9 protein-coding genes are annotated in these 17896 nt (G+C 35.8%); all 9 read right to left on the bottom strand.

The features are described from left to right. Window positions 1-65: 65 nt before the first annotated feature. Window positions 66-1283, bottom strand: a complete 1218-nt coding sequence (locus tag STERM_RS08480) for an ROK family transcriptional regulator (RefSeq protein WP_012861178.1) — start codon at window positions 1281-1283, stop codon at window positions 66-68. Between the two features lie 153 nt (window positions 1284-1436). Continuing rightward, window positions 1437-2801, bottom strand: a complete 1365-nt coding sequence (locus tag STERM_RS08475) for an N-sulfoglucosamine sulfohydrolase (RefSeq protein ID WP_012861177.1) — start codon at window positions 2799-2801, stop codon at window positions 1437-1439. Window positions 2802-2818: 17 nt separating this feature from the next. Continuing rightward, window positions 2819-4372 carry a DUF3604 domain-containing protein gene (locus STERM_RS08470; RefSeq protein ID WP_012861176.1) on the bottom strand — a complete coding sequence of 518 codons (1554 nt, stop codon included), beginning with the start codon at window positions 4370-4372 and terminating at the stop codon, window positions 2819-2821. Between the two features lie 20 nt (window positions 4373-4392). Next, entirely contained in the window at window positions 4393-5973 is a 1581-nt protein-coding gene (locus STERM_RS08465; RefSeq protein ID WP_012861175.1) for a PTS transporter subunit EIIC, read from the bottom strand. Window positions 5974-6334: 361 nt separating this feature from the next. Next, window positions 6335-13264, bottom strand: a complete 6930-nt coding sequence (locus STERM_RS08460; RefSeq protein WP_012861174.1) for an autotransporter domain-containing protein — start codon at window positions 13262-13264, stop codon at window positions 6335-6337. Between the two features lie 783 nt (window positions 13265-14047). Next, entirely contained in the window at window positions 14048-14632 is a 585-nt protein-coding gene (recR, locus tag STERM_RS08455) for a recombination mediator RecR (protein WP_012861173.1), read from the bottom strand. Window positions 14633-14649: 17 nt separating this feature from the next. Beyond that, the gene (locus STERM_RS08450) at window positions 14650-15357 is read right to left on the bottom strand and encodes a glycoside hydrolase family 25 protein (protein ID WP_012861172.1); all 708 of its coding nucleotides are present in this window, start codon (window positions 15355-15357) and stop codon (window positions 14650-14652) included. 145 nt (window positions 15358-15502) lie between these two features. Continuing rightward, window positions 15503-16159, bottom strand: a complete 657-nt coding sequence (locus STERM_RS08445; RefSeq protein WP_012861171.1) for a nitroreductase family protein — start codon at window positions 16157-16159, stop codon at window positions 15503-15505. A 325-nt stretch (window positions 16160-16484) separates the two neighbouring features. After that, entirely contained in the window at window positions 16485-17894 is a 1410-nt protein-coding gene (gene pykF / locus STERM_RS08440; RefSeq protein ID WP_012861170.1) for a pyruvate kinase PykF, read from the bottom strand. Window positions 17895-17896 lie beyond the last annotated feature (2 nt).

Raw genomic sequence — 17896 nt, 5'->3', positions numbered from 1 at the left:
GTTTATAATTCAGAAAGAGACAGCTTATCTGCCTTTCTTCTGTGAAATACAAAACTGCCGTATTATCAATTATAGAATTCCTTCTCCAGAATAAGAGCTACTGCACCTATATACTGCGGTATTTTATATATATCATTTTTCACAAATATTTCTCTGCTTATTTTTCTGTTGCTCAGTTCATAAACATAGTCAAAAAACAGTCTGTTCAGCGTTTCGTTGGTAAAACCGTAGCCTGTAATAAAAACTCTGTCAGGATCAATGAATTTTACTATATCCACCAATACAGAAGCTATGGCATAATACTTTCTTTCCAGTATTTCCTTTATCATCACTTCTCCCTGTGAATAAGCATAAAATATATGTTCTATATTTATATTTTCCTCTATCCCGTTTGTTTTCTCATATAATACAGGTGTTACCTCCTCAGAATATACTTCTTTTACTTCATTTATAATTCTGTAAAAATTTACAACCGCATCAAGACAGTTTATATCACCGCATGGGCATTTTACTATGGCAGGTGATTCTACTCTTATATGTGATAATTTTCCGGCACTGAAATGAATTCCGTCCTGTATTTCATTATTCATTATAAGAGCCGACCCTATCCCCGTTCCATACTTCAGAAAAATATAGTTTCCATTATCTGTCTGCATATTTTCAAACAATTTATATGCAAGAAAATATGAATGTATATTATTAGCCACATGAACAGGAATATCGAAATTCTCTTTGAATACCTGTGCTACCTCCACTTTCTTTTTCCATAAGCCCTGAGCATTCACGCTTATTCCGTTTTCCTGATCAACTATACCTACAATAGATATCCCTATCCCGAGAATTTCATTCTTATTGACTTTTAATTTTTTTAGTTTTTCTTTTATACCTTTTGAAATATCCTGAAAAATGTACGCCGGATCTTCATCCTTCTCATATTTCAGATTTATTTCATCTATAGCCTCGGAATTAAGATATGTTATTCCGATTTTTGCCCTTATGAACTCATCATCCCTGTATATATATATTCCGATTACCTTTTTATATTCATAATTTATACCAATTAGAATTTTTTTTCTTCCTATATTTTTCTCTTCTTTCTTTCCTATTGTTTTTAATATCCCCTCATCTATCATTTCATTGGCAATATTGGAAATAGTCATAGGCGTCATTCCGAGAACCTCTGCTATTTCCTTTTTTGGTATCTGACCATGTTTATTCACTACTCTTAATATTGCCTTAAGATTCCTCTGTTTTATATCCTGAAGATTTATTCCGATTTTCATATATAACCCTTTCCGGTATTTTAACCGGTGCAGCGTTCTTTTTCTTTTAATCTGGATAGATACTGCACCGGTTACCGTTTTTTTCTTAATTACATTATACTAAATATATAACATAAAAAAGCATTTTTTTCTATTTATATATGAATTTATATTTTAATCCGGAAACTTTTCGTAGTCATTTTTATTTTTAGAACCAGCTGACATACACTCTTTATTATTTATTTTTGCTCCTTCAGGTGCTTTTATTCTTCCTTCCAGCACAGGATCATCAGTTTGCTTCTGCCACTTTTGAAGCTTTATTCTCATTTCTTCAAGAATTTCGCTGTATTCAGCTTTTCCTGCTACATTATTGCTTTCACCCGGATCAAAGTACAGATCATAAAGTATTTCCATTTCTTTTTTCATATCCAAAAGACCATTTTTCATGAGAAATCCTTTTACTTCGGAATCATCCATATTGGAATAGTTATATTTGTCATATGTCTTATCAAAATACTTTATATATTTATATCTTTCATTCCTTACACATCTTGCAGGTTCATATGATGTGTGATAATTAATCTCTGCATATATCTCTTCCCTTACCTTTTTATTTTCATAAAGAAGGGGAACCAGTGATTTCCCCTGAAGCCACTCCGGCTTCTCCACTCCTGTCAGCTCACACAGTGTGGGGAAAATATCAATATGCGAAACCATAGCATCTATTGCTCTTCCCTGTTTCTTCTGATTCGGATCTCTGATTATCAAAGCTACTCCTATTCCGCTGTCATTCAAAAAACATTTGTCAAACGGATTGGCTACACCATGATCGGTAGTAAAGATTATTATTGTCTTTTCATAAAGTCCTGCATCTTTTAATGCCTCTATTACAGTTTTTATGCAATCATCTGCCATCCTTGCCGAATCCATGTATCTGGCAGTATCCGCCCTGTTATTTTCATTATCATAAGTTCTCGGCGGCAACTCTACATAATCAGGATCAGTATTATTTTCCGGAATGACGGGATATTTTCTGTGAGTACTGAACATACCAAATGACATAAAAAATTTCTTATCGGTTTTAGCAGCTTTCTTAAAGTATTCTGCTGTTTCGGCAGCATTATTTCTGTCCCAGTAAACAAGCTCTTCTTCATTGTCTTTTTCAGGCACAGTAGTAATATCACAGCTGTAGCCTATTACCTTTGCAGCTTTATCATAATTCAGCCAAGAATCTGCCTCATGCTGTACACCGGATAAAACAGTTTCATAATCATAATTTTTCAGGTAGCTTGCAAGGTGTTTGCTGTAATCATTTATTTTAAAACCTCTGTGAGCAAGCCCCAGCATACCGTTATTATGTGCATACATTCCTGTCAGCAGGACTGACCGGCTGGGCGAACATGTCGGTGCCCCGCAGAATGCCTTTCTGAAAACAACGGCATCCTTGGCAAATTCCAATAAATAGTCAGTCGGCACGTTATATCCGTACGGTTTCAAAAATCTTCCGGAATCATGTGTGTGTATGTATAAAATATTCATTACCTTGTACCTCCTTGTTATTCCACCCATATAGGTGATGACCATGCTATATTTCCGTCTCTCTGAAACACCTTTACCATATAAAAGTCTTTTTCTTTCTTTTTACCTGCTGTTACAGTTTCCCAGTGTACTTTATATCCTTCTTCGGGAGTTCCCCTGTGAATCAGTACTTTATAAGCATTATGATGAAAATTATCATTTCTGTAAAATTCATCAAATCCGAATCTTTCTTTTGAAAGCTTTCTTGCTTCCTCCTCAAAGCTGATAAGCTGGGTATTAGCAAGGATACTTCTTACTGAATATGTAAAATTTTTACCGTCTATTGTGAATTCTATGTCTGAATCAATATCTGCCTTGATTTCAAATATGAAGCTTTCCGTTGTTACAGGCGACGGCCCCATCCATTTTCCGCTCTGGGAAGTCTTATATGTAGCCAGTTCGAATTCACACTGATCCTTTTTATCCCATATCAGCTTTTGACCGTATGAGGTCCAGCATTTTTCTATACTTATTATTTCTCCGGAAGTATTCAGACTTCCTTTCCATTTTTTCATAGTTATATCTGGATAAATTCTCAAATCAGGACCCCATCCAAATTCTGCCCGAAATTTAAATGTCACTTCTCCGGTAATCTCTTTTTCTTCCCATTTTCCGGAATGTGTATATACTTTATCAAGTACTCCGTTTCTGATAAGCTCTATTCTGTCTACAGCATCCCCGGCTTCTGTTTCTATTATATGATCATAAGATGCTCTGCTGCTTATCTTATCCCCCATCATAGCATCACCTATGTTATACTTTAATTTTATCCTGTTTCCTGTAACACCGTAGACATGTTTTTTTTGCATCGCTTCCCATATTTTTTCCTTTGTATTATCCTCTGCATAGCATGCCATTAGTCCGTGACCATACATTGCCGGTACTGAATGATTATCTCCGGAAGCTATTATCCCTACTTCATGACCGTTTATCAATCCGTCGAATACCGATGTTCCGCCTGTTCTCGGCCCCATATGTATATGACGCTGCATATGCCGGTCTGTATACCCGCTTTCTGATGAGCCGTGTGATGAATATATTTCTATAAACGGAGAATAATCAGGATTATGAGTTCCCCAGTTTTTCCCTCTGCTTCCCAGTGCATAAGCAGGATGATGCGGTATGGCAATTGCTTCTCCCAAAGGAAGAATACTGCATAACTCCCCGTATCTCAAAGGAACAAAAAGCCCGTTATTATCTCCAAGATAAAATACATTATGATCCCCGTCAAGACCGGACCCCTGCCATTCATACCCTGCAAACACAGGAATATTTCCATTTTTACCGGCTTCGGAATTTTTTTCCTTACAGAATTCCAGTACTTTCTCCCAGTCAGCTTCTCTTATTTCCTTATCATAAATATCTTCTATACCCAATCCTGAATCGAGCTTTCTCATATAATAGGGATAATATGCTACTGCCCAGAAGTCAGTTACTTCTCCGGCAAATTCATACCATTTCTCCATTTCATTTATCTGATTGTGATGTATATTTGAGTGCAGATCCCCCCAAAGCAGTTTATAGTTTTTCATTTTTTGTCTCCTTGCTGTTCTCATATTTCAATACTTTTTATATATGCTTCCAAATCATTTTTTATTATATTAACAGTTGGTCCGTAGACTACCTGAATTGAATTTCCCTTGCTTATAATTCCTACTGCGCCTGTTCCCTTTAATTTCGGTTCATTTACTTTAGTTCCGTCTTTTAATGTTACACGAAGTCTTGTGGCACAATTATCAAGATCCACTATATTCTCAAGACCTCCAAGTCCGTCTATAATTGCCTGTTCTTTTTTACCGTCTGTAACATTTCCGCCTTTTCCGTCATCCATCATTACATCATCTGACTCATCCCCTCTTCCCGGAGTTTTATAATTAAATTTTTGAATCATAAATTTGAATGAGAAATAGTATACAAAAAACAAAGGTATTCCTATTAACAGAAGGTATAGATATCCGGTTTTTGCATTACCCTGCATTACTCCGAATAACAGAAATTCTATTACTCCAGCCGAAAAAGTGGAACCTATGGTAATATCCGCTACAGTGGTTATCACAAAACATAAGGCAAAATATACACAGCTGACAAGATATAAAACAGGCGATGCAAAGAGAAGGGCAAAATCAATAGGCTCTGTTACTCCTGTTATGAAAGATGTCAATGCCGCTGAAAGCAAAAATCCCATTGTTGCTATTCTTCTTTTTTTATCAGGTATTGCACGATACATTGCAAGACATACAGCAGGAAGTCCTATCATAATATGCAGATATCTTCCGCTGTTAAATTTTGCAAGATTTCCAAAAAACTTAGCAGTATCAGGATCACCAAGCTGTGCAAGAAATATTGCCTGAAATCCTTCTACACTTTTTCCTCCTACTTCAAGTGTTCCTCCAAGTGCTGTTGTCCAAAACGGAAGATAAAAAACATGATGAAGCCCCAGAGGCAGTAATAAACGCAGTATAAACCCGTATATAAATGCACCTAATATTCCTGTTTTATTTACCAGTACACCTGCTGAAGCGAATAATGCACCGAAGAAAGGCCATATAAAGAATAATACTGCTCCGGCTGCAAGAGCTGCCACCGATGTTACTATAGGTACAAATCTTGAACCGCCGAAAAATGCAAGATACGTTGGAAGCTTTTTCTGATAGTATTTGTTATGAAGATATGCTACCATTAACCCGATAACTATTCCTCCGAATATTCCGGTCTGTAAAGTAACCGTACCAAGTATATTTCCCTGACCGAACAATTTCGGATCTATATCTTTCGGGGCTATCTTTCCTGTAATAGTCAATAATGCATTTATAGTACAATTCATTATTAAATAACCTATTACAGAAGCTAAACCTGCTGTTCCTTTATCAGCTTTAGCAAGACCAACTGCTATTCCCACTGCAAATATTAACGGTAACGCCGAGAATACTCCGTTTCCTGCGGCATTCATTATCTTGAATACTGCCTGTATCGCCACATGATTTAATGCCGGATATGTTTTTACTATAACCGGGTTTGATAATGCTGCTGATACACCCAGCAGCAGCCCTGCCACGGGAAGTATTGCTATTGGCAGCAATATTGCCTTCCCAAGCTTCTGACCCAGATTAAAAGTTTTTTCCTTTATTCCCATATTTCCTCCACTTCTAATTAATAAAAATATTTTACCAAATTACTTGTATTTTTTCAAAAAAACATGTTTTTAGCTATATAACGTTATTTATATTCTTATATTACCTCGTTTTCAAAAATAGTCAATAGTATTTGATAAAATATTTTTATTAATTAAAATTAATTTCATAAACCATCTAATAAAAATCACTCTTGATAACATTCTTCTTATAATAAATTTCTATTTAAAAAATTGTAACAAATAATATTTTTTATTTTCTTTTCAAGAAAAAGAGCCGGATTTTTTAACTCCGGCTCTTCCCAAAAATATAATAAATACTTTTTATTTTATTGAACATATCATTTTCCGTACTTTTTATTGCTTAAAATACTGCTTTTAAAGTTACTCCTGCTCTGTAATCATTTTCCTTATCATTTCCTGTTGAGTACTCTCCTGTTAGGAATATTCCGTATCTGTCTTCTATCTCTACGCCTATTGCTGCTCTTGTTCTGAATGTTCCTTTTTCATCCTGCGGTTTTGAAAGTTTATGATACCCGTCTTCTATTGCTATCAGTCTTGCTTTTTCTCTTTCATTAAGGTCTGCAAGCTCATATTCATAAGCAAAATCAAGCGTACCCTTTAATTGCCATGCTGTATTAGCTCCTAACGGCAGCGCTCCTTTCAGCTCTACCCCGGCTCTCGGCTTAGCACTCCATGCATCATTTCCTTCCACCTCAAGCTTTTCCAGTCCGCTCTCACTGAAATCCGGTCTTGTCACATACATAGCTCTAAATGCTCCATACGGCATTATACTTGCTTTCTTTCCTAGTCCAAATTCTTTCCCTAGTATATTGTCACTTGTTATACTGTATGTTTCGTATGTTCCGTTCATTTCTGATCTGCCAAGCGGTGACGGCCAGTCTATATTTCTGTCCACGTTATGAATACTTACCCTTCCTGTCAGATCATTTCTTAATGTCCATCCGTTTGTTTTATACTTGTTATGTAATCCAAGCTGTACAGTATCCACCCATTCTTCGCTGCTGTTCCCGTCATTAAATTCAAATCCTGTATGTAAATATCCTAATGAATAACCAAATGTATGCTTATATGTTCTTTCTACTTCTCTTAATGCAAGTACTCCTGTTGTTGTGTAGTCATACCCTGTTACTCCGTCTGTTTCTTCTTTGTTCTTTCCTTTTCCTGCTATTACATTTATTTTTACATTTTCTTTTGTATTGTTTGTTGAATCCTGTAATAAATGCAATGAATTTTCAAATGTTTTGGCTATATCGTCTTCTCTCTGGTTTATATTAGCATACACATTTCCTGCAAGACTTCCCATTATATGTCTGAAATTTTGTTCATCAGGAATATATGCTGTTTTATTATATATTTTCACTCCGTCGCCTGTCGCACCCAAGAAGTTATTTTCCAATGCAGTACCAAAGTCTTCATACCATAAACCGTCTGTAAATTCCGTAAATGCTTTTCTTGACATATATATATCTGCACCTGTTCCTGTTGCTCTTGGTGTTGCTTCCCATAACAATGATCCGCTTACAAAGTCATACTGTCCTGATGATGCCTTTATTAATCCTTCCAGTTTATATACATCTGCTATTGTTCCGTCAGAGAATCCCGGAAGTATTACTATCGGCTTTGATGTCAATACTTCATCCGCTATTATCGAAGTTCCCGATAATGAAAAATCAAAATTAGGATCTGATGACGGCTGCGCTGTCGTAGGATCAGGCTTTACCATTACCTGTACACCATCTAATGCCAGTACTCCGTTTGATTTTATAATTCCTGCATTTATCAATGCCGGCAGAGCATGAATATTTCCAATCGAGCTTATCACATTTGCTGCTGTTCCTCCGTTTATAGTTGCCGTTCCTGCTCCTACTGTATGTCCGGGATCATCTGGATCTGATGATACGAATATCTGGCTGTTCTGTCCCGATATATCGATTGTCCCTGTATTTGTTATTACTGTTCCAAGATTACCATACATACCTATTGCGTCATTACCTGTTATATTAATTGTTCCATGGTTTATTATGTGCGAACCTATTCCTTTTCCTGCCATTCCTATTGTATTATTACCTGAAACATTTATAGTTCCGCCTGCTTCATTTGTTATTACTCCGTTTTCTGTATACATACCTGTAGAATAATCACCTGTAGTTGTTACTGTTCCAAAGTTGCTTGCAGTTCCGCCTTTTGCTACTATTCCATATCCGCCGTAGCCTGCTGATACATTAGCTCCCGCACGGTTTATAATCGCGGCATTCTCTCCGTAGATCCCGACTGAATACTTACTAGCTTTAACATCTACATTTGTAGTCCCTGTTATAAATTTAATATCTGAATTACCCACTGCCACATCGCCGTAGTTATCTACAATACCACCATAGTTATATATTCCGACATTGTTATTTCCTACAGTTCCAGAAATATTACCTCCGGCATTATTAATCATAACAGCTCCGCCAACTTTGCTTGTCGGATCCTGTGCCATATAGAAGCCTACATTATTTGCTCCTGACATTATCAGAGTTCCGTCATTAGTTACCGTTGTTCCTTCAGTACTATACATATATACCGAATCATCACCAATACTGCTGTTTGTTCCTGCCGCATTTGTCAGTGATCCGCCTTTTAGAATGTATCCATAGTTGCTGTTTCCTATATTAAGATCAGCAGAGTTATTTACAGCAGAATATACTCCGTATACTCCCACTGCTCCGTTTGTTCCCATATTAAATGCAGAACCTGAATTTAGATTAACAACTCCCCCGGTAGAATATATCCCCACTCCTGAGTTACCTATGTTTGAAGCACCAATATTATTAACAGTTCCTCCGTTACTGTACATACCTATTGATCTTACTCCTGATGTGACTGTTCCGCTGTTTGTTATTGTGCTTCCTGCCACTGCACCGTATATTCCTATACTTGGATCTGATGTATTTACAGAATCTCCTATTTTTAATGCTCCTGTATTATTTATATTTTGCGGAATTGTACCTATAGAATAAATACCTATTGATTTATCTCCTGACAGATCAATATTTCCGCCATTAGTTACATGCACCGATGCATTATTTGCATAAATACCTACTGTTCCGGCTCCGGCACTTAATATATTCCCTGTATTCTGAGCATAATCCCCGTCTTTCAGATAGATACCCTGAGAACCTGTTCCTACTGTTATTGTTCCGCTATTCTGAGCAAAAGCTCCTGCTCCGGAAGTCATTAATCCTGCTGAAGCATTATCTACTGTTATTGTATTTGTATTACTTATTCTTGAACCATTTTTACCGTATATACCGACAGAACTATCTCCCAAAGTAATAATCCCTGCATTTTCACCGTCCGTTCCCGAAGTCATTCCTGCGGGCAGCGGACTAAACCCGGTATATGGTCCGTCTAATACAACACCTGCTACATTTGTAGAGCCGGGAGATGCTGTTATTGCAGAACCGTTTAAATATATTGCTGACCCTGTTCCGGATACAAGAGTTCCGTTTGAAGCAAGATTACTGCTTCCTGTGTATTCAAATACTCCTCCTGTTATATTTCCTAATGTATATGTAGAACCCGGTGCAACACTTACTACATTAAATGAATTACTGATTGCTCCGCTTGAATTCATATTAAACAACACAACATTCTGTCCGTTTATATTTATATTTCCGCTTCCAGTAAAGCTTGTTGTTCCGTCAAGATAAAGTCCTAATGAGTTATCACCGAACAGATTTATTGTAGTTCCTGCCAAAGTTACAACACTGTCTTTAGCATAAAGAGCCACTCCGTTTTTACCTACTGTTATTGTAGAGCCTGAATCTGTTACAGTTCCTTTATCTACAAAAACACCAACTGCATTTTCAGAAGCTCCCAGATCTATCGTACCGTTTGAAAGATTTACGTGTGCATCTGCCGCTATTCCCGTACTGTTATTATTTGCATATATTCCCATTGCATTAGATGATGCCCCTGCCTGTATTAATCCACTGTTTACTATATCTATTTTCCCGTTTCCGAAAGTCTGTGCTATTCCTTGTTTATTACCTTCTGCATATATTCCTACTCCTGAACTGGAAATATTAATAACAGATCCTGTCTGATTATCTGCCAGAGTACCATTTGCCCCGTACATTCCTATAGATCCTGCCCCGCTTACATTAATTACTCCGGAATTCATATTTCTTAATTCCCCGTAATTCGCGTACATTCCCACAGAAGAAGCTCCCGATAATGTTATATTTCCTCCGTCATTAGTCAGTGATACTGTACTTCTCGGCAATGAAACCCCGAGAGTATCCAGTCCGTTTTCCTGTCCCATTGCTACTTGATTTGTAAGACTTCCAGTTATGTTGTATCCGTTATTATATATACTTGATGTTACTATTTCCAGATTATTATATGCATCTGTGGCTGTATCAAGAGCGATATTCTGATCTATGCCAAGCAGACTTTTATACATCATATATGTTTTATAATCAGAACTTCCTGTTACCGTCGGTCCTCCTGCTATAGAACCTAGAGGTGTTGCTGTTACACTCAGATCTATTGACACATTATCTACTATAAATAATCTTGATCCTGTCTCCATATTTAATGTTAAATTATTTGCCGTATTATTAAATACGCTTGCAAAATATGCTGATAAATCTGCAGTTGTCAATGTTGGCAGAACACCTGTTCCTACATAGTAAAAAGCCGTTCCTCTGTCATTTGCATTCGCAGCACCTTTTATTGTGGCATTTACATTATTCAGCTCAAAAGTTCCTCCGTTTTCATTATAGAAAAGCAGTGATCTCTGACCTGTTTCCATATTTACATTTGTCAGCTTTATTTTTCCTGTACTTCCTTTGGCGTATAAATTAAATGCACCGTCAGAAGTTTTTATTGTTCCGTTTGTAATATCAATTACTCCTGTATCAGCAAACAGCCCTGTAGATTCTTTACCAGATACATCTACTGTTACATTGCTTCCCACTCCTGCTGATGTAAATGTCGAACCTGCATCTTTTACTGCTACTCCCACAGATCCTGATTTATTATTTGAAGAATCAGTATATACTCCTCCTGACACATTAATTACTCCGGAATTTGTTATTGTACTTGCAGTATCTACGACTATTCCTTTTGTTCCTTCTCCGCTTGCATTTAATGTCCCTGCATTAATAACACTTGAACCTGTATTAGCATACACTCCTACCTGTGACTTACCATTTTTTACTTCTAATATAGTATTTGCATCAGTTGTTACAGATGAAGAAGAACCGATTCCTGCAATTAATATATTCCCTATCCCGCCGTCACTTATCAGCGAGTGTTTTGTTGTTGTATCCAGCATATTACTTCCCAGAGTCAGATGACCGTTTTCAATTCTCACTCCTATGCCTTTCTGAGAGTATTCTCCCAGTTTTATTTCATAGTCATCCAGAGTAAATGTTGATGCCAAATTAATATACATTCCAATTGCATTATCAGTATGCTGATCGCTATATCCTGTACTTGCTATATGACCGCTGTTTTCAAGTCCGTTTACTCCCGACATACTTGTTACTGTTTGTTTAGGATCCTCTGTTCCCACATCTACTTTTATTTTTGAATTGGCGAAGTTTAATACTCTTTCTATATCTACACCAATACTTTCATCACCCAGAACTGTTATCGGATTATATAATTTTATTTCTGTTCTTGTAAGATTTGTTGTTCCAGATCTTGTATATACCCCTACATTTTGTCTGCCGTAAAGCTTCATGTCCCCGTTATTCATAAGAATATGTTTTCCATTACCCGAAGAAGACGCACTGCTTGTCATTAAATAGATGACATTTCCCGGAGCTCTCATTTCTATTAAGCCTGTATTATCAAACCCTTCCTGTTTCTGACTGCTTGTTCCCTCAGTAAACATAAAGGCAACCTGATTTCCTACCAGATTATTATTTGTACTTGCTTCATTCAGACCTATTATTTTTCCCCTGTTCATAAATATACTGTTTGCAGCCTGACCACCGCTGTGTGCCTGCAGATTCACAGCTACTATGCTGGATCCTTTCAGATTCCATGTACTGTTATTTTCTACATATTGGAAATATCTGTTTGCAGTTGTATGACCCAGCACCGGATCAAGAAACTTATCTGCAAGCTCTGCTTTTTCTGCTGCTGTTATCCAGCCCTGTGCTTCAAGTCCGTCAAGTCTATATTGTGTCCCATAATAATGTTCGTCATAGTGAAGTATTTGTCCTAAAAATACCGGGTTTGGGTCATCCCCTTCCAGAGTTATTGACAGATCGTCAGGATTGCTTCCTACTACTCCATATCTTGTTAATGTATTATCCACGACTTTAAATATTCCCTGAACACTTGTATTTGTAGTAGAATTATATACTCCGGCAGGTAATGCCTGTCCACCGGCTGATATAGTCAGTCCTGCTGACGGCCCTCCTGTTAAATTAGTAAGCGCATAATTGTCATAAATTACTTTTGAGCCGTATCCGCCTGTACCCGAATGACTAGCTATATGTGCATAAATCTCACCTGTAAGAACATCCATCTGCGATATGATAGCATTACCATCTGGATCACTGTTTGGATAAAATCCTGTGTATCCGCCGTTACCGCCTCCTGCTCCACCGATTGTTATTATCGGAATCGGTACAAGCTGTGGTAACTCTACTATCGGTTCCAGCGGCTGGAATTCCAGAAAACTTAGAGACGGTATCGATACCCCTGTCGGTGCAGTTACTGTAAGAGTGCTCGGATTTATACTTATTTCACTTGCCGGAGATAATGATAATGTAAGCGGTTCCCTGCTCATTCCCTTCAAAGGAATACTCACTCCCAGATTAATGTCTTTCGGCTGCTGTAATGGCTGATAAGGTTTCCCCGCCATTCCGTTTATACTGCTGCTTGTCGTTACATAATTACCATTATCGTCATAATATCCGCTTACCTTAGTATGATAGGCCGCATTTTCTGAAGTATTATCTACACCCTTACCGTATTCATCATAAAATCCTGAGAAAAATACCTGCCATTCCAGATATTCAGGTTTTACAACATATTCTCCCTGTAGATATAAATCTTTTAATTCTTTATTTTTTTGATTAAGTATTCGTTCTATTATTTCATAGTTTTTCTGGTTAGATTTTCCCTGTTCAAGATTCTTTACCATACTGTTATACATTCTGTCATATTTAGATGATGCTGCTTTTTCTGCTCCGCTGGCATTTACTGATAATACTGCATTCAATGCTAAAAATGATACTAATAATTTTTTATTTGCTTTCATTGTTCCTCCTTAATTACCTTATGCTGTTCTAATCTGTCTGTTATTTATTTCAATAATAAATGATCTATTTTTGTATCCGTTTATACTTACGTACTTTTTCTGTCTTTACTTTTACTACCTGCTCTATTTTTGTCTGATATTCTGACTCCTGATGCCGTACCAGTGTCTTTTAAGCTCTAACATCAGTAAAATATAATAATCGTACCTCCTTTATAAATTTTATTTAATCCAAAATCCAGTTAATAAACTAAAGTTCCGCAGTACCTTCTTTCTGTACAATTTTATTTCTGGAAATATTATGTAAACTAATCTAATATTTCAGCGTTTGCTCTCATTTACAGAGTAATTATTTTTATCATAAAAATCCAGTAAAATATCTACAATTAGCTTCTTATTAAAACCATGCAAATAGTGTATCATTATAATTATAACATAATATTAGCTTTAGTAAGCACCTCTTGTGAGTTTTTTAATAAATTTGTTTTCATTTCCTGTTTATTTTATCAGACAAAGAATCAATTTATAAGTTTAAAACATTAACATAATGTGTATTGTTTATCTATAATAATTATTCTTTGTTTAGAAAAAAATATTATATTTTTTTATTTTAAATTAATGGTAAAATCAATTTTAATTGTACATACATTTGAATTAGGGGATATACTTGAAAATTATTTTAAATTATAATTCCATATAAAAAGACTGTAATGTCAGAAATCACTGCAATATCTCGTAATACTAGAGATTTACTGATTAATTACAGTCTTTTTTAGTTTACTTATTTTATATTTCCTTACGCCCTTCCAGTGATCTTGAAAGAGTAGCTATATCAGAAAATTCGATATTTCCTCCCATAGGAATCCCGCTGGCTATTCTCGATACTATTATCTCTTTTTCCTTAATAATTTTGGAAAGATATAAAGATGTTGTTTCTCCTTCCAGACTGGGATCCAGAGCAAGTATAACCTCTTTTACATTTCCTGTAAGTCGTTTCGTAAGCTTGTCTATATCCAGATCATCTACACCTATTCCGTTCAAAGGGTCTATTATTCCGCCCAAAACATGATAAAGTCCGTTATATGTTTTTGACTTTTCAAAAGCTATAATATCTCTTGAATCCTTTACAATACATATAATACTACTGTCTCTTTCTTCATCGGAACAAATTTCGCATATATCATTTTCTGTGAGATTTCCGCATATTTCACATTTTTTTATTTTTTCTTTCGCCTCTTTCAAAATCGTAATAAAATTAAGCAGCTCTTCATCTTCCATCTCAAGGACATGAAATGCTATTCTCATTGCACTTTTTCTTCCTATTCCCGGAAGCTTTGCAAATTCATCTATTATATTATCCAGTGATTTCATACCTATATTACTTCTCCTTACTTTATAAATTTTCTGTATTCTTCTTCAGAGCCATGAAAAATATTTAGATCAACAAAACCTTCTATTCCCTTTAAACGGCCTCTGTTCGCATACTGCCAGAATGTCCATTTTCTGTTATTTTCCAGTTTTGGCTTTGATATAATATTTCTTATCCATATGTCATATTCCTGATAATCATTTTCTATATAATCTTTGTAAAAAGAATCTGTCGCATAGAGCACAGGGGATTTCCCGTAATGATCTTTTACAGTTTCCAGAAAAATATATATTTCTTTTTTTACTTCATCCCTGCTTTTATCAGTCTTGCAGTTTCCTCCATATTCCAGATCTATAAACGGCGGAAGAGCAGTTTCCGATTTTGGGACTGTATTAATAAAATTTTCGGCCTGTTCATTCCCGCTTTTACACAATCTGTAAAAATGGTATGCACCGGTTTCATATCCCTCTTTCAATGATTCATTCCAGTTTTCCTTGAAATTGGGATCCTGATAATCTGCACCTTCAGTAGCTTTGATTATTACAAAATTGATCTCAGCCTTTCTCAGTTCTTCCCAGTTAATTTTTTTCTGATGATGGGAAATATCTATTCCTCTCACAGGAAATTCTTTTTTCCCCAGATAGTTTAATCTGAGCCAGCCATTCTCAAAAGCACTGTAAATACCAAAAATGACTATCAAAGGAACCAGTAAAAAAATCTTTTTCATATTATCCCTTTCCATAAACATAACTTATTGGCATATTATACCATAATATCAACTGTTTAGGAATATCCGCCTCTTTTGTATAAAAACCTGTTGTAAGAATAAGAAAATTATTTACTGTTAAATATAAAGATGAAAAGATTAATACTTAATACCAGCTGATAGATTTATCCACGTGTATATCTTCCTTTTTCTCGCTTTTAGTAAGCGGAAATCCTATTACACATCCTGTATAAGTGTATTCCCCGTGATTCAGCTTTAAAAGACTGCTAAATTCCTTGCTGCTGCTAAGACTTTCTATTATGGAAAAAAGGTGCATTCCCATATCCATTGCAGCTACTTTAAGCCACATATTTTCCAGAACATGAGCCAAAGATTGTCTTTCTACTGACGGCAGTCCCCGCTTTTCAGCAATTATAATCAGACATGGTACTTCTGACAGTCCGATAAAACCATTCATGGCAAAACTTTCAAGTCTTCTTTTATAAGACTCTGATTCCTCTTTTAAATCTGGTTCTTTTTTCAGATCTTTCTCAAGTTCTTCCAAATTTGCTTTTGCAGCTTCTTTTATATATGTATTTATTCTGTCCAGATATCCGTGATTTTTAGTAAAAACAAAAAAACGTCTGTACTGTGAGATATCAGTTATTGCAAGTGCTCCATAAGGTGCATAAGCTCCTGCTGTTATGATTTCCTTTATTATTTCCTTAGATGGTACAATACTTTTAAAAGAACGAATACTTCTTCTTTTACGAATAATTTCGTCAAACACATCATTTACATTTCGATTGATTAAATTTTTCACTATTGTTCTCCTTCCCGAATTCTTTATATATTGTTCTTGTTTCAGTGTTTTGCTGATAGTTTAATATATTTATCCACTACTAGTATAACAATCTATGCACTAAAATTCAACATTTTATATTTTTATTTAAAAAATTCATTTCTGTATGTTATAACTTGTCTATATTTAGCCAGATAATACAGAATATTTTAATATTAGAAAGAACTTCAAAGGATATTTGGCATCTGGCTGATAATAGAATTCACAGCGGCATCCAAAGTAATATAGTAGTGTACCAGATCAAAAAAAGAGGGCTGAAATATACCAGTCCCTCTTTTTATATAAATTATTCTCCTACTATTCCTACTTTAAATGTATTTGTAGTTCCAGTTTCAGATATTCCTGTAACTAATACTACTATATCACCTTTTTTGATAGTTGGCAATGTTACTACCAGTTCCATTGCTCTTGCAAAGAATTCATCTGTTTTATCCAGATTTTTATCAACAAAGCTTGTTACTCCTCTTGTTAATGAAAGCTGTCTTGCAGTTTGTTCATTATCAGTAAGAGCTACTATAGGAACTACCGGTCCGTATTTTCTTACCATTCTTGCAGCTCTTCCGCTTTTAGTCCATACAAGAATAGCCTTTGCACCAAGAAGATTTCCTGCTTCCACTGCACCTTTAGATACAGCTTCTGTTATTGTAATATCTCCGTCAAAAAGAAGATCTTTATATTTTTTGAATCTGTCTGTTCTGTCAGCTATAGCTGTCATAGTCTTTACAGTTTCCAACGGATACTTACCTTTTGCAGATTCTCCCGAAAGCATTACTGCATCAGTTCCGTCAAGTATGGCATTAGCCACGTCCCCTACTTCTGCTCTTGTAGGTCTTGGGTTTCTTATCATTGAATCCAGCATCTGAGTAGCTGTGATTACTACTTTTCCTTCTTCGTTACATTTTTTTATCATCATTTTTTGTGCAAAAGGCACTTCCTCTACAGGTATTTCTACTCCTAGATCTCCTCTTGCCACCATGATTCCGTCTGATAATTCCAGAATTTCGTCAAAATTATCTAGACCTTCCTGACTTTCTATTTTTGAAATTACTTTTATATTTTCTCCGCCGTTTGCATCAAGGACACTTCTTACCTCTGCCACATCTCCTGCTTTTCTGATAAATGAAGCTGCTATAAAGTCTACACCCTGCTCACATCCGAATTTCAAATCTTCTATGTCTTTTTCAGCAAGAGCCGGAAGACTTACAGATACTCCGGGAAGATTTACACCTTTGTGTTCCCCTAATTCTCCTGTATTTTTTATAAGACATTTTATTTCAGTTCCGCTTATTGCCTGTACTTCCAGAGCTATTAGCCCGTCATCAAGAAGTATTATATTTCCGGGTTTCAAATCATTGATTATTCCGGCATATGATACTGCAAATTTATCTTTATTTCCTACAAATGAGTAGTCAACTGTTACTATTACTTCATTTCCAGTTTCAAGAACAACATCTTTCCCGTTTTCCAGTTTTCCTGTTCTTATTTCCGGTCCTTTTGTATCTAATAAAATTGCTATATGCTTATTTGTTTCAGCCATTATTTCCCTTGCTGTTCTTATTCTTCCACCATGTTCCTCATAATCTCCGTGTGAGAAATTCAGTCTCATAACGTTCATTCCGTTATCTATAAGACTGGTAAGTACTTCCTTACTCTCAGATTTTGGTCCGATTGTACAAACAATTTTTGTCATTTTCATTT

Origin of the sequence: Sebaldella termitidis ATCC 33386 (assembly GCF_000024405.1) — a bacterium.
In the GTDB taxonomy this organism is placed as follows: Bacteria; Fusobacteriota; Fusobacteriia; order Fusobacteriales; family Leptotrichiaceae; genus Sebaldella; species Sebaldella termitidis.
The sequence above is the reverse complement of the archived record's forward strand: the minus strand, read 5'-3'. Positions and strand labels throughout refer to the sequence as shown.

Excerpts from the sequence above, each read along its gene's own strand:
- STERM_RS08460 (WP_012861174.1), bottom strand. The coding sequence starts at position 13,264 with ATGAAAGCAAATAAAAAATTATTAGTATCATTTTTAGCATTGAATGCA.
- pykF (WP_012861170.1), bottom strand. The coding sequence starts at position 17,894 with ATGAAAATGACAAAAATTGTTTGTACAATCGGACCAAAATCTGAGAGT.
- STERM_RS08475 (WP_012861177.1), bottom strand. The coding sequence starts at position 2,801 with ATGAATATTTTATACATACACACACATGATTCCGGAAGATTTTTGAAA.
- STERM_RS08470 (WP_012861176.1), bottom strand. The coding sequence starts at position 4,372 with ATGAAAAACTATAAACTGCTTTGGGGGGATCTGCACTCAAATATACAT.
- STERM_RS08465 (WP_012861175.1), bottom strand. The coding sequence starts at position 5,973 with ATGGGAATAAAGGAAAAAACTTTTAATCTGGGTCAGAAGCTTGGGAAG.
- STERM_RS08480 (WP_012861178.1), bottom strand. The coding sequence starts at position 1,283 with ATGAAAATCGGAATAAATCTTCAGGATATAAAACAGAGGAATCTTAAG.
- STERM_RS08450 (WP_012861172.1), bottom strand. The coding sequence starts at position 15,357 with ATGAAAAAGATTTTTTTACTGGTTCCTTTGATAGTCATTTTTGGTATT.
- recR (WP_012861173.1), bottom strand. The coding sequence starts at position 14,632 with ATGAAATCACTGGATAATATAATAGATGAATTTGCAAAGCTTCCGGGA.